Annotated in this window: 14 protein-coding genes; 8 read left to right on the top strand and 6 right to left on the bottom strand. The window is 59.4% G+C overall.

The genetic code is table 11. The features are described from left to right. Window positions 1–8: 8 nt before the first annotated feature. A complete protein-coding gene (locus tag RE418_RS19770) occupies window positions 9–650 on the bottom strand; it encodes an NAD(P)-dependent oxidoreductase (protein WP_025302661.1) in 642 nt (213 codons plus the stop codon). Between the two features lie 139 nt (window positions 651–789). Here RE418_RS19770 and RE418_RS19765 point away from each other — a divergent pair, with 139 nt between their 5' ends. From RE418_RS19765 to RE418_RS19755, 3 genes are all read left to right on the top strand, one after another. Then, window positions 790–1,719 (top strand): LysR substrate-binding domain-containing protein, encoded by a 930-nt coding sequence (locus RE418_RS19765; RefSeq protein WP_025302662.1) that lies wholly within the window; start codon window positions 790–792, stop codon window positions 1,717–1,719. A 23-nt stretch (window positions 1,720–1,742) separates the two neighbouring features. Beyond that, a complete protein-coding gene (locus RE418_RS19760; protein WP_089180840.1) occupies window positions 1,743–1,982 on the top strand; it encodes a DUF1289 domain-containing protein in 240 nt (79 codons plus the stop codon). 99 nt (window positions 1,983–2,081) lie between these two features. Continuing rightward, the gene (locus tag RE418_RS19755) at window positions 2,082–2,978 is read left to right on the top strand and encodes an aldo/keto reductase family oxidoreductase (protein ID WP_025302663.1); all 897 of its coding nucleotides are present in this window, start codon (window positions 2,082–2,084) and stop codon (window positions 2,976–2,978) included. A gap of 61 nt (window positions 2,979–3,039) precedes the next feature. Here RE418_RS19755 and RE418_RS19750 read toward each other — a convergent pair whose 3' ends face one another. Then, entirely contained in the window at window positions 3,040–4,884 is a 1,845-nt protein-coding gene (locus tag RE418_RS19750; RefSeq protein ID WP_197823992.1) for a polyurethanase, read from the bottom strand. Between the two features lie 241 nt (window positions 4,885–5,125). Between RE418_RS19750 and sodC the strand changes: the two genes are divergently transcribed. Further along, entirely contained in the window at window positions 5,126–5,647 is a 522-nt protein-coding gene (gene sodC, locus RE418_RS19745) for a superoxide dismutase family protein (protein ID WP_025302665.1), read from the top strand. Here sodC and RE418_RS19740 read toward each other — a convergent pair whose 3' ends face one another. Genes RE418_RS19740 through RE418_RS19730 form a run of 3 tightly spaced genes read right to left on the bottom strand, consistent with a single transcriptional unit; the run spans window position 5,648 to window position 8,785 of the window. Further along, entirely contained in the window at window positions 5,648–7,678 is a 2,031-nt protein-coding gene (locus RE418_RS19740; protein WP_399675474.1) for an FUSC family protein, read from the bottom strand. Window positions 7,679–7,681: 3 nt separating this feature from the next. Further along, window positions 7,682–8,545 carry an HlyD family secretion protein gene (locus RE418_RS19735; RefSeq protein WP_004931305.1) on the bottom strand — a complete coding sequence of 288 codons (864 nt, stop codon included), beginning with the start codon at window positions 8,543–8,545 and terminating at the stop codon, window positions 7,682–7,684. A 3-nt stretch (window positions 8,546–8,548) separates the two neighbouring features. Then, window positions 8,549–8,785 carry a DUF1656 domain-containing protein gene (locus RE418_RS19730; protein ID WP_004931303.1) on the bottom strand — a complete coding sequence of 79 codons (237 nt, stop codon included), beginning with the start codon at window positions 8,783–8,785 and terminating at the stop codon, window positions 8,549–8,551. Window positions 8,786–8,965: 180 nt separating this feature from the next. Here RE418_RS19730 and slyA point away from each other — a divergent pair, with 180 nt between their 5' ends. After that, the gene (slyA, locus tag RE418_RS19725; RefSeq protein WP_004931301.1) at window positions 8,966–9,397 is read left to right on the top strand and encodes a transcriptional regulator SlyA; all 432 of its coding nucleotides are present in this window, start codon (window positions 8,966–8,968) and stop codon (window positions 9,395–9,397) included. 92 nt (window positions 9,398–9,489) lie between these two features. Here slyA and RE418_RS19720 read toward each other — a convergent pair whose 3' ends face one another. Continuing rightward, window positions 9,490–9,954, bottom strand: a complete 465-nt coding sequence (locus RE418_RS19720) for a glycine zipper 2TM domain-containing protein (RefSeq protein ID WP_025159710.1) — start codon at window positions 9,952–9,954, stop codon at window positions 9,490–9,492. Between the two features lie 351 nt (window positions 9,955–10,305). On the opposite strand from RE418_RS19720, the gene anmK reads away from it, so the two are divergent. From anmK to pdxH, 3 genes are all read left to right on the top strand, one after another. Next, window positions 10,306–11,427 carry an anhydro-N-acetylmuramic acid kinase gene (gene anmK / locus RE418_RS19715; protein WP_025302667.1) on the top strand — a complete coding sequence of 374 codons (1,122 nt, stop codon included), beginning with the start codon at window positions 10,306–10,308 and terminating at the stop codon, window positions 11,425–11,427. Window positions 11,428–11,472: 45 nt separating this feature from the next. Beyond that, window positions 11,473–11,775, top strand: coding sequence for an MliC family protein (locus tag RE418_RS19710; protein ID WP_043141183.1), 303 nt, complete (start codon window positions 11,473–11,475; stop codon window positions 11,773–11,775). A gap of 88 nt (window positions 11,776–11,863) precedes the next feature. Then, a complete protein-coding gene (gene pdxH, locus RE418_RS19705) occupies window positions 11,864–12,517 on the top strand; it encodes a pyridoxamine 5'-phosphate oxidase (protein ID WP_043141187.1) in 654 nt (217 codons plus the stop codon). The last annotated feature ends 104 nt before the right edge of the window (window positions 12,518–12,621 follow it).

Genomic DNA, 12,621 nt, shown 5'->3' with positions numbered 1-12,621 from the left:
GGGGCCGTTTAGTAGGCGGCGGTGAATTGCGCGCGAATAAACTGAGGTTTTTCAATCTCATCAACGATAGCGACCGCCAGATCTTCCACCGAAATGCTGGCCGGCGCGTCGCCGTTCATCAGCAGTTGCGTGGTGCCGAGGCGGAACTGGCCGGTGCGTTTGCCCGGCTCCAGCAGGGCGGCCGGCGAGAGATAGGTCCAGTCGAGTGCTGATTCGTTGCGCAGTTTATTGCGCAGATCGCGCACCGCCTGCGCGCCGGGGCGGATATTTTCCGGGAACTGTGGCGTATCCACCAGTTCAACGCCCGGCGCCACTTCCAGGCTGCCTGCGCCGCCCACCACCAACAGGCGCTTGACGCCTGCCTGCCCGACAGCGGTAAGGATCTGCTGGGCCCCGCGCGTAGTCTTCTCATACAGGTTGTCTTCGCCCCAGCCGGGATTGTAGGCGCTGATCACCGCATCCTGACCGTGCAACTGCCCCGCCAGCCAGGCGGTGTCGGCGACGTCGCCCAGTGCGATGGTCAGATTGGCGTGCTCCGGCAAATCTTTTTTCTGGCGGGCGATTGCCGTTACCTGAATACCGCGAGCCAGCGCTTCATCTACCACGCGGCGGCCAACAAAACCGGTTGCTCCAATAATGGCTACTTTCATCTGTATGCTCCTTCGGGGATAGGTTCAGTATCGTAAGGCAGGCCGATGTGCCTGCTGCGTGGTGTCTACTCTAGTCCTTAACAATAGCCGTGATTAGTGCCATATTCATGCTTTCTTGATTAAGTAAAACTTCATAATCGTGGATAAACTCAATCGAATGGCGGTATTCGCCACCGTGGTGGCGGAGGGATCGCTGGCCGGCGCGGCGCGGCGTCTGGGCATGACGCCGTCGGCGGTCAGTCAGCATATGCGCTCGCTGGAGAAGGCGCTCGGGGTGCCATTGCTGCATCGTTCCACCCGCCGTCTGGCGCTGACCGAGGCGGGAGCCGCGTTCTATCCCGGCTGCGAGGCGATGCTGCAACAGGCGAAGCAGGCGGAGCAGCGGCTGGCGGAGCTGCGGGATACGCTGGTGGGCGAGCTGCGCATCGCCACCCCGGTCGGCATCGGCGGCCGTTCGTTGGCGGAGGCATTGTCGCCGCTGCTGCAGGCGCACCCCAAGCTGACGCTGCGGGTGCTGGCGGACGATCGCATCGTCGACATGATAGAACAGCGGGTCGACATCGCGCTGCGGGCCAACCGTCAACTGGCGGACGCCAATATGATCGCGCATCCGCTGACGGCGTGGCCGATGGTGCTGTGCGCCGCGCCGCGTTATCTCAGCCAGCATGGGGTGCCGGAAAAACCGCAGGATTTGGTGCAGCACCGCTGGATCTCCAGCGGCTACAGCGGGGCCCATCTGGACTTGCTGCATCAGTCCGGCCAGCAGGTTAAGCTGCGGCTGGCGGAAGGGCAGATCGTCAGTGAGAGCATGAACGTAATGCGCGCCTTTACCCGTGCCGGGCTGGGCATTTCCGTTCAGCCGCTGTATGAAATTGGCGATGAGCTGCAGCGCGGCGAGCTGTTGCTGTTGTTGCCGGAGTGGCGGCCGGCGCCGCTGCGGCTGAACGCGCTGACGCTCGAACGCACTATGCCGGAGAAAAGCCGCCAGGCGCTGCGCTATTTGCGCGACTATTTTCGCCGCAATGGCGAAAAGGGACTTGCCAGCGGCGGCGATGGCGTCTTCAATTAGCAAGAGAACGCAGGAGGAGCCCCGTGGCGCAGCAGCTTGAGTTTTTCGACATTCCCAGCCCGTGTCGCGGCATTTGCCAGGCTGACGATCGCGGATTCTGCCGTGGCTGCCTACGCAGCCGCGAGGAGCGTTTCGGCTGGATGAACATGAGCGACGCGCAAAAGCGCGAGGTGCTGCGCCTGTGCCATCAACGCTTCCTGCGGCTGCAGCGTGCCAATAAAGCGCCTGACGAGCCGCTGCCTGAGCAGCCGTCGCTGTTTTAACCTTTCCTGATCTGCCGCACGTTCGTGTGGCTTACCGCTTCCCTGTGCCTCACCGGCTTGTGTATGCTGACTGACAACTAATGTCATGAGGTTTTCGCAATGGTAGAACGTATTCGTCTCGCGCCGCAGGGGCCTGAATTTTCCCGCATGATTTGCGGTTACTGGCGGTTGATGGAGTGGGGCATGTCGCCGCAGCAGCTGCTGACGTTCATCGAACAGCATGTCGAACTGGGCGTCACCACCGCCGATCACGCCGATATCTACGGTGGCTATGCCTGCGAACAGGCGTTCGGCGATGCGCTGCGCCTGAAGCCGGCGCTGCGCCAGTCGCTGGAATTGGTGACCAAGTGCGGCATCGCCACCACCGCCAAGCCCGGCAACCCGATCGGCCACTACATCACCGACCGCGATCATATCGTACAGAGCGCGGAACAGTCGCTGCGCCATCTGCATACCGACTACCTGGACCTGTTGCTGATCCACCGCCCGGATCCGTTGATGGACGCTGACGACGTGGCCGAAGCCTTTGTCGCGCTGCACAAAAGCGGCAAGGTGCGCCATTTTGGCGTCTCCAACTTTACGCCTGCGCAGTTCCAACTGCTGCAGTCGCGCCTGCCGTTCTCGCTGGTCACCAATCAGGTGGAGATCTCGCCGATTCACCAACCGGCGATCCTGGACGGCACGCTCGACCAGTGCCAGCAGCTGCGCATCAAGCCGATGGCCTGGTCCTGCCTGGGCGGCGGCCGCTTGTTCAACGATGCTGAGTTCCAGCCGCTGCGCGACGAGCTGCAGCGAGTGGCGCAAGAGATCGGCGCCGAGACCATCGAGCAGGTGGTGTACGCCTGGGTGATGCGCCTGCCGTCTTCGCCGCTGCCGATTATCGGCTCCGGCAAGATTGAGCGGGTGCGCTCGGCGCTGAAGGCGCAGAAACTGGTGTTGAACCGCCAGCAGTGGTTCCGCATTCGCAAGGCGGCGCTGGGGTATGACGTGCCCTAAGGCGGAGCAGAAAGAGGAAAGCCGGGCGGCGAAAGCGCCCGGCTTTTTTTTATGCTGATCCTTAGGCCAACACCACCTGATCGGTATTGAAGTGATCGAGCGAGACGCCGATCAGCGTGACCTGGCTGTGCCCGAAGGCCAGCACCAGATCGTCGTTTTGCTGCGTGGCGTAGTCGCGAATATTCCCGCTGGCGCCTTCGGTACCGATAAACACCAGTTTATCGGTGGCGTTGAAGCCATACAGCTGGTCGCGGCCAAAATCCCCGCTGAACAGGAAGGTATTGCCGTTGCCGACGCCCTTCAGGATGTCATCGCCGCTGCCGCCGACGAAGGTCAGGTTGCCGCCGGCGTGGCCGATCAGCGTGTCGTTGCCAGCGTTGCCGAACAGCCAGGCGTCGTGGCCGCGAGCCTGCAGGAGATCATCGCCGTCGCCGCCGGTGGTAGTGGCGGCATAGGCTTTGAGGCCCGCATCCGATTTCAATCCGGTTGCTGTCACCTGGTGATCCACCTCTTTGCTGAAAATCAGCCAGGAGGTTTCTTTGCTGCGCAGGGTGCTGATGTCGTCCGCCAGCGTAATGCCGCCCTTGGCATCGCGCAGGTAAAGCGTGTTGCCGTCGTAGGCGACCTCGGTGTTTTTCAACGCCTGCTGGGTATCGAAGATATTGTGGCCTTTGCCGCCGGCGATCAGGTTATAGCCGCCGGCGTCGCGAAAGATATCGTCACCGTCGCGGCCCTCGAGATAGTCGTTGCCTTTGCCGCCCCTGATCAAATCATTGCCGTCGCTGCCGATGATAAACGTCGGTCCGCTGTGCGTTTCCGCGTTGCGGTTCAGGTCTTCCACCCAGGTATTGCCGCGCGTCACGTTCGACAGGTTGGAGACGATGATGGTCGAGTCCTTGTCGGTCAGTGAATAAAACTCGGAGTTCAGCACCCGCATCAGGCCGTCCTGATAAAAGAACGGCAGGTGCGACAGCCAGGTCGGAATGTTGAGAATGGAAAACGGCAGCAGGTTCCAGGCGTCCGACGCGTAGTGGTCGTTGAAGTTGACGATATTGTTGGTGGCGGAGGCGTGCGGCGCATCGTGTACGCCCAGTGACGGCAGGGTCAGTGAGGTGCCGTCGAGCGCGCGGAACACCGGGTCGTTCTCGTAGCCGATGTTGATCACCTTACCGCCGGCTTCGTACTGGGTCGGCGAGGCGAAGGCGACATAGTTGGACTGCGCGTAGAAGCCGCCCCAGTTGGCGTCGCTCTGCGCCGCCATGCTATTGACCGCCAGCCCGCCGAGGCTGTGGCCGCTGACCACCACGTCTTCACCGCTCAGCCCGTGGGCCTTAGCGAATTTCGCCACGTCGCCCAGCAAATTGCCGAAGGCCTTCAGCGTATAGCCTTCGGCATAGCCTTTCGGCCCGAACCCGGCCAGCAGATCGTTAATCACATCGCCGATGGTATCGCCGATCAACGACTCGCGCGGGCCGCTGGTGCCGCGAAATGAGATGCCAATGGCGGTGAGATTGCCTTCGCTGTCATATTTGCCCAGTACTTCGGCCTGCGCGGTGGTGTAACCGGCTGTCTCGCCGTAGTAGGTGCCGCGCGCATCGGTTTTGCCGGCGTAACCGAGCTGCGCGGCGCTGATCACCGACCAGCCGGCATTGTTTACCGCCTCCTGCGCGGCCTGTTCGGAGTCGGGGTTCCAAGGGAGGCCAGGCAGGCCACCCTGCGACTGGGTACTGCCGATCAGCGCAGTGACCAGCGTCAGCGGCAGACCGAGGCCGAAACCGGTCTGGTGATAGCCTTCATCGAAGCCGTTATCGATATTATGGTAAGCGTAGGTAGAGATGGCCAAGGCGTCGGAAAACAGCGCCTTCGACGCATTTTCGTCCAGATCCTTATAGCTAAAGATGCCCATATCAGTTCCTTATGAAGTATGCCGCCTGGCCGGGGAGTGAACTCTCATGCGTCGGCGGTGGAAACAGGGAAACAACGTTAGCCGAACGACAGCTGGTCAGAGGACCAACATCGGTAGAATTATTATTAGTGCTAAATATTAGGCCTGCGAATCAAATTAGCGAGATTGTGCGTTGGTTAACAGTGCCGACGCAGGCTCTCCTATACTGATAGCTCGATGTAGTCATTAAGGAGACTGATTGATGAAACGTTATTGGTATGCGGCGCTCGGCTTGATGGCGTGTGGCGCGGCTCAGGCGGCGACAGCTGACGTTGAGATGCATCTGGTGACCGGGCAGGGTATCGGTCAGGATATCGGCAAGGTAGTCATCAGCGAAACGCCGTATGGCTTACTGTTCACGCCGAGCCTGAAAGCGTTGCCGGCCGGAGTACACGGTTTCCACGTGCATGAAAAAGGCAGCTGCGAGCCGGGCATGAAGGAAGGTAAAGCGGTGGCGGCGCTGGCGGCCGGCGGACATTTCGACCCGCAAAAGACCGGGAAACACCTCGGGCCGTACGCCGACGGGCACCTGGGGGATTTGCCGGCCATCTATGTGACCGCCGACGGCATGGCAAACTATCCGGTGCTGGCACCGCGGCTAAAAAAAATCAGTGAAATAGAGGGCAAGGCGCTGATGGTGCACGCCGGCGGCGATAACCATTCGGATCATCCACAGCCGCTCGGCGGTGGCGGCGAACGCTTCGCCTGCGGCGTGGTCAAGTGATCATCCGCCGCTAACGGCCGGTGCGGCGGCGGGCTGCCCCATCGCCTGTTGCAATTGCTGCAGTGAGCAGTAGAGCCGCCAGATCAGGCCGGCCAGATCGCGCGCCGCCTGTTCCGGGTGGTGCGCCAACGCGTTGCTCATGCGCAGCAGCTCCTGCAGCGTGGTGTCCAGCGAACTGTGCTGCACGCCTTTCTCCGTCATAATGCCGCGCAGGCAGTGGATACAGACGTTGCGCACCGCCGACAGCGGATCGGAACGGGTCTGCCAGTCGCGCAGCTGCCAGACGATATGGCTGCAGTTGAGCAGCACCACGCCCCAGCGCAGCAGCCAGGTGCGGGCCTCCTGATCCTGACTCTGATTGAGTTGGCTGATGCGATGGTAGATCAGCGATTCGAACTGGCTTTCGCTCTGCTGCGGCTTTTTGCTCAACTGATCGATAAAATCGCGCCGCAGCGCGCGGATAATACGGCGGCTCTTTCGCTTGTCCGAACTGGGGCGTAGGATCTGAAACGCCAACCCGGCCAGCAATACACCGACGATTTTACCGATGTTGTCATTGATAAAGGACTGGTAGTCATAGCTCGGCGGGTTGCTGACGGTCAGAAACGAGCCCATGAAGACGATCAGCTGCCCCCAGAGCGCGGCATAAGGCGGATTCTGCAGCTTGAGCATTTGCATGGTCACCAGGATAGGGAACAGGAAGGCGCAGAACACCCAGAAGTCGTCAATCTGGATCATCAAACCGAATTTCACCACAAAGCAGGCGACCGAGAGCAGCAGCACCGCCTTGAGCAAGGTGCTGACGCTGTTGATCGGCGAAGGCGTGGAGGAGTAGAGCACGCAGCTGATGGCGGTGAGCGTTAGCGCCGCGCTGCCGGCGTCCCACTGCGTGTTGATCCAGTAGGCGCAGCCGATCACGATGCATAAAAAGGTGCGCAGGCCGTTATAGGCGGCTTCGTAGCTGTCGGTATGGCGCGCCAGTGAGGTGACGCGCGGCGGCTGGAGATCGCTGACCGCCGTGGCGCTTTCCAACCGCAGCAGCCAGCGGTTGCAGCGCAGGTAAAGCCAACAGAAATCGCGCAACCGCAGCCAGAAGGCGCGATGGCGGTAGTCCGTCGCATCTTGCGGGGCGATCTGCTGGAGCAGACGCGCCAAGCGATATTTATCGGTGGCGGGATCGCGCAGCTCGTCCAGCAGCTGTGTCAGCACCGGCATCAGATTAGCAGGGCGATCCGGCCAGTTCAGCAGCATGCGGCGCAGGCTGGAAATGACGCTGGTAATGCGCAGCTGCTGGTGCAGCAGATAGTTGAGCAGGTTATTTTGCCGCCGCAGCCGGTAGTGGCTCCAGAATGCCTGAATGCGCAGCAGGTTCATGGTCAGGATCTGGCCGATGACCCCCTCGTGCGAGGTGCGCATCTGCGCGGTGACCTCCGGCTGCCACAGCATGGCGGCGTGCTCCAGCAGGCGTAGCTGCATGCGCCGCAGCGAGGTCAGCAAGGCTTCGCCGTCAGAGGTGCTGGGCAGGATCATCATCATCAACCCGCCGCACAGAATACCGGTGATCACTTCGCAAACCCGCGCCTGAGCGATATCGAATATCTGCTGGGTATCGGTGACGTTGACCGTACCGAAGGCGATGATGGCGGCGGTATAGCCCGCCAGCGCGAAGGCGTAAGAGACGTTGTTTTGGTAATGATTCGAGACGTAGGTGCACAGCCCGATCCAGGCGGCGATGAACAGCGTAAACAGCCAGGGATCGTTCAGACAGTGGCCGGCGATCGCTACCGAGGCGGCGGCGCCCACCAGGCTGCCGAAGATGCGGCCGATGCTTTTGCTGATCACGCCGCCGATGGTGGGGAAACTCACCACCGCGGCGGAGGTGAGCGCCCAATAGGGTTCGTCGAGCTCGAGCACGAACGCCACCCACAACGCCAGACACATCGCCAGCGAGTTGCGCAGCGCATAGCGCCATTGGCCGCCGGTCGCCTTACCCCAGGGGGTACGGCTCCACTCCAGAAAAGGCAGGTTCACACTTTAGTTCCGCTGATGAATCGAAATGGTGCAGGTGGTACCGGCGACCAGCGTCAAATCGGCGGGCACGTTGAGCAATTTTATCCGCACCGGCACACGCTGGGCCAAACGTACCCAAGGAACATTGGGCTTAACGTCCATTAATAGATCGTTGCTGCTGTCGACGCTCTGATCGTAAATGGCGCGTCCGATGCTCTCTACTTCCCCCTGTAGCGGCGTGTTGCCGTTATATAAAACGATGTCCGCTTTATTGCCTTCTTTTATATGCTTCAGCTTGGTTTCTTCGAAATATCCGAGCACATAAAACGAATGCACATCCACCAACGCCACCAGGGGCGTGCCGGCGTTGGCGTAGTTTCCGACGCGTGCCTGCAGGTTGGTGATATAACCGTCGGTTGGCGCATAAATTTTGGTTTTGCTCAAATTCCATTTGGCCTGTTCCAGGTTGGCCAGGGCGGCTTTATAGGCGGCCTTCATTGCCTGAGCGGCTAAATTGGACTCGTCCAAGTCTTCAGCGGAAATAACGTTACGCGGTAAACCGCGGCGGCGGGCAGCCTCATGGTCCGCTTTGGCCAGATCGGATTGCGCTTTTGCCACCGCGGCCTCGGCATTGTCCAGCGCAATCTGGTAGGGCACCGGGTCGAGGGTAAAAATCAGACTTCCCGCAGGTACGAACTGATTGTCATTCGCGCTTATTTTCTCTAATCTTCCAGAGACTTCAGGGGTGATATTGACGAGTTCTGCGCGCACTTTTCCGTCACGGGTCCATGGGGATTGCATATAATAATTCCAGAGCCACCAACCGGCGCAGACGGCAATGGCGCAGACGATCACCGTAGAGAAGTATTTTAATGTTTTATGCTGCATGGGTTACCAACTCGCTAAAATCCATAAGGAACCGCTGACGGTCAGAACAAAAATGGACAGGTCCATCAACATGGGATGCCAGATTTCACCGGAATACATCCAGTCTCTCAGCAGCTGATGAATCAGCAGCCATAAGACCAGTCCTAGTAAAAAAGCTTTAAATATAGGTGGAAAATAAAGCGATGCCCCCAGGACCAAATCGGGTAAGGGGGATGAGGTGTGTAACCATGATGTATTCACATTAACAATCCCTAAGGGTGAATATGTTGAATATTTGCATAACGATTAAACAATAGCGGCTAAAAATAGTGGTTATTTCCACAATATACATTATATACATTTGTGTTTTTAATGTGAGTTACCCAAAATAGTCTAAGCTCTGGGAGGTAATGTTAGCATGCTAATTATAAGGAGGGGTAAGTGGAGTCAACATTAGGTTCAGATTTAGCACGATTGGTTCGTGTTTGGCGAGCGCTCATCGATCACCGGCTCAAGCCGTTGGAGCTGACCCAAACGCATTGGGTTACGTTGCACAATATCAATCGCTTGCCGCCGGAGCAGTCGCAAATCCAGCTGGCCAAGGCGATCGGTATCGAGCAACCGTCACTGGTTCGCACGCTGGACCAACTGGAGGAGAAGGGGCTTATCACGCGTCACACCTGTGCCAACGATCGCCGCGCGAAGCGCATCAAGTTGACCGAAGCGGCCGATCCGATCATCAGAGAAGTCGATAGTGTGATCACGTCTACGCGCAGTGAGATTTTAAGCGGCATTACCGCCGACGAAGTGCATCTGTTGGTAGGGCTGATTGGCAAGTTAGAACAAAATATCACCGAACTGCAGAACAAATAATAATATTCTTATTTTCTACGATTACAGTTTCACAGCATCAGAAATAAAACCGGAGGCGATTGCCTCCGGTTTGCCGTGTGCCGCCGGCTGACTTACAGCGGAGAGACGGTGATGGTGTCGCCCATGCGCGCCATGCGCACGCGCTGGCCCGGGCTGAACTTGGTGTCGCCCGCTTTCTGCACCACGACGATGTTCTCTTTCTGGTCGGTTTTGATTTCCAGCTCGTAGCCTGAGGTACGGCCGGCCACTTCACCGATGCTGTTGCCTGCTGCGCCGCCGGCGATAGCGCCCGCCGCGGTAGCCAGCGTACGACCGGTACCGCCGCCAACGGTGTTACCCAACAGCCCGCCAATCACTGCGCCGCCGATCATCCCCAAGGCGTTGGAACCTTCCCCGCCCTGAATTTTCACCGGACGCACGGAAACCAGCGTCCCGTAGGTGACGTTCTGCACCTGTTTGGCCTGCGAGGACGAGTAGACATCGCCGGACATGGATTCATTGGCACACCCAGCCAACGTAACGGCGGCGACGGCAACGACGAGAAGACGCTTGATCATATAAAACTCCTGATGGTAGTAGTCCATAACCTGGCAATGCTCACCAGGCAAGATTCAGTGAAAATGATAGACAAAGTATGGCTGAAAGTTGATACAGCGCCATGCCTCATCGCTGCACGCAGCTTAACTTTTCTCTGTTCAACCAATAATAAACCGCGGTTTACCTTTATGACAGCCTCACCGACATTCCGTTGCCGGTTAACGCACGGTTTAACACATGAAATGTGCCACCGCGGCGCACCTGGCTCACGGCCTGTAAAAAAAGCATCATAATTCATGGCGTTAATCCGGCAATTCTGGTTTATTTGTCAGGATGAAATTTGCTTACCGCGCGGGTTAGAGGATGTTGCTATGAAGTCAGGCCGCTATATAGGCGTCATGTCCGGCACCAGTCTGGACGGAATCGATGTGGTATTGGCCGCGATCGACGATCGCATGGTGGCGCAGCAGGCCAGCTATAGCCATCCGATGCCGATCGCGCTGAAAAAAGAGATCCTGGGGATGTGCCAGGGGCAGCAGACCACGCTGGCCGCCGTCGGCCGATTGGACGCACAGCTGGGCACGCTGTTTGGCGAGGCGGTGCTTGGCCTGCTGAAGCAAACCGGCATCGACGCCGAGCAGATCACCGCCATCGGTTGCCACGGCCAGACGGTGTGGCACGAACCGGAAGGCGACGCGCGTTTCTCGATGCAGCTCGGCGACAACAACCGCATCGCCGCGCTGACCAATATCACCACCGTCGGCGATTTCCGCCGGCGCGATATGGCCTACGGCGGGCAGGGCGCGCCGCTGGTGCCTGCGTTTCATCAGGCGCTGCTGGGGCATCCCGTCGAGCGGCGTATGGTGCTGAACGTCGGCGGCATTGCCAACCTTTCTCTGCTGTTGCCCGGTGCGCCGGTGCGCGGTTTCGATACCGGGCCGGGCAATATGCTGATGGATGCCTGGGTCTGGCGTCACCGTGCGCAACCTTACGATCAGGACGGCGGCTGGGCGATGCAGGGGCGAGTCTGCTTGCCGCTGTTGCAGCAAATGCTGGCGGACCCTTACTTTGCGCTACCGGCGCCGAAAAGCACCGGCCGAGAGTATTTCAATATCGCCTGGTTGGAGCGGCAGCTGGCCGGATTGCCGGCGATTGCGCCGGTCGACGTGCAGGCCACGCTGACAGAGCTGACCGCCGTCAGCATCAGCGAACAGGTACAACTGGCCGGCGGGTGCGAGCGCCTGCTGGTCTGCGGTGGCGGAGCGCGCAACACGCTGCTGATGGCGCGCCTGTCGGCGCTGTTGCCGGGCACGGAGGTCGGGCTGACCGACGATTGCGGCGTCAGCGGAGACGACATGGAGGCGCTGGCCTTTGCCTGGCTGGCGTTTCGCACGCTGTCCGGCCAGGCCGGCAACCTGCCTTCGGTCACCGGCGCCAGCCGTGAAACGGTGCTGGGTGGGATTTATCCGGTTTTGCCGTTGAGGGGCCGTTAGCTCTGTTAGGATAACCTGTGAAGGATTTCTCTAAGGAGCAACAGCATGAAAAAAGTCATTTTCGTCGCCGGCGCGCTGGCGTTGTCCGGCTGCAGCTACATCCTGCCGCAGAGCAGCCAGACGATGCACTACCAGTGCGGCACTACGCCGCTGACGGTGGGGCTCGACGGCAAGGCGAGCGAAGTCAGCCTGCTGATGGACGGCGAGCAACTGCATCTTAAGCAGGTGCTGGCGCTGACCGGTGCCAAATACAGCGACGGTAAATACACTTTTTGGTCGAAAGATCGTAACGCCTATCTTGAGCGCAACGGTAAGGTAGTCATGAGCGACTGCGTGTTGACGGAGTGACGGTCACGGCGGCGTCGGAGCGATTGAGTTCCTGACGCCGCAGGCGCAGAATGTAACGACGGATTTTTTCAGTTGGTCGATAAACCAGATGATTGAAAAGAATGAGTTTGATGTTGCGGACCTGCGCCGTGAATATACCCGAGGCGGCCTGCGCCGCAACGATCTGACCGCCAACCCGCTCGAACTGTTCGAGCGCTGGTTGAAACAGGCCTGCGACGCGCGCCTGGCCGATCCTACCGCCATGTGCGTCGCCACCGTCGACGAACACGGCCAGCCGTATCAGCGCATCGTGCTGCTCAAGCATTTCGATGAGCAGGGGCTGGTGTTCTACACCAACCTCGGCAGCCGCAAGGCACAGCAGCTGGCGCAAAACCCGCATATCAGCCTGCTGTTCCCCTGGCACATGCTCGACCGTCAGGTGATTTTCCTGGGGCAGGTGGAGCGCCTGTCGACCCTCGAGGTGCTGAAGTACTTCAACAGCCGGCCGAAGGACAGCCAGATCGGCGCCTGGGTGTCGCAGCAGTCGTCGCGCATTTCCGCGCGCGGCGTGCTGGAAAGCAAATTCCTCGAGTTGAAGCAAAAGTTCCAGCAGGGCGAAGTGCCGTTGCCGAGTTTCTGGGGCGGATTCCGCGTGAAATTTGACTCCGTCGAGTTCTGGCAAGGCGGCGCCCATCGCCTGCATGACCGTTTCCTGTATCAGCGGGACGGGAATGACTGGAAAATTGACCGACTGGCACCTTGAAGACGTAAAATCCCCTCTAAGCGCTGGTGCTGACGCCGCCGGCGCTTTATTCTATGCGCTACCCTGAATTTTTATTTCGCCACTGGGCGAAAGGCCGTGTACCG

Origin of the sequence: Serratia sp. szju, from assembly GCF_044594185.1 — a bacterium.
Classification (GTDB): Bacteria; Pseudomonadota; Gammaproteobacteria; order Enterobacterales; family Enterobacteriaceae; genus Serratia; species Serratia bockelmannii.
This window is presented reverse-complemented; position numbering and strand designations above follow the sequence as displayed.

Excerpts from the sequence above, each read along its gene's own strand:
- RE418_RS19770 (WP_025302661.1), bottom strand. The coding sequence starts at position 650 with ATGAAAGTAGCCATTATTGGAGCAACCGGTTTTGTTGGCCGCCGCGTG.
- RE418_RS19755 (WP_025302663.1), top strand. The coding sequence starts at position 2,082 with ATGGTAGAACGTATTCGTCTCGCGCCGCAGGGGCCTGAATTTTCCCGC.
- RE418_RS19750 (WP_197823992.1), bottom strand. The coding sequence starts at position 4,884 with ATGGGCATCTTTAGCTATAAGGATCTGGACGAAAATGCGTCGAAGGCG.
- sodC (WP_025302665.1), top strand. The coding sequence starts at position 5,126 with ATGAAACGTTATTGGTATGCGGCGCTCGGCTTGATGGCGTGTGGCGCG.
- RE418_RS19735 (WP_004931305.1), bottom strand. The coding sequence starts at position 8,545 with ATGCAGCATAAAACATTAAAATACTTCTCTACGGTGATCGTCTGCGCC.
- RE418_RS19720 (WP_025159710.1), bottom strand. The coding sequence starts at position 9,954 with ATGATCAAGCGTCTTCTCGTCGTTGCCGTCGCCGCCGTTACGTTGGCT.
- anmK (WP_025302667.1), top strand. The coding sequence starts at position 10,306 with ATGAAGTCAGGCCGCTATATAGGCGTCATGTCCGGCACCAGTCTGGAC.
- RE418_RS19710 (WP_043141183.1), top strand. The coding sequence starts at position 11,473 with ATGAAAAAAGTCATTTTCGTCGCCGGCGCGCTGGCGTTGTCCGGCTGC.
- pdxH (WP_043141187.1), top strand. The coding sequence starts at position 11,864 with ATGATTGAAAAGAATGAGTTTGATGTTGCGGACCTGCGCCGTGAATAT.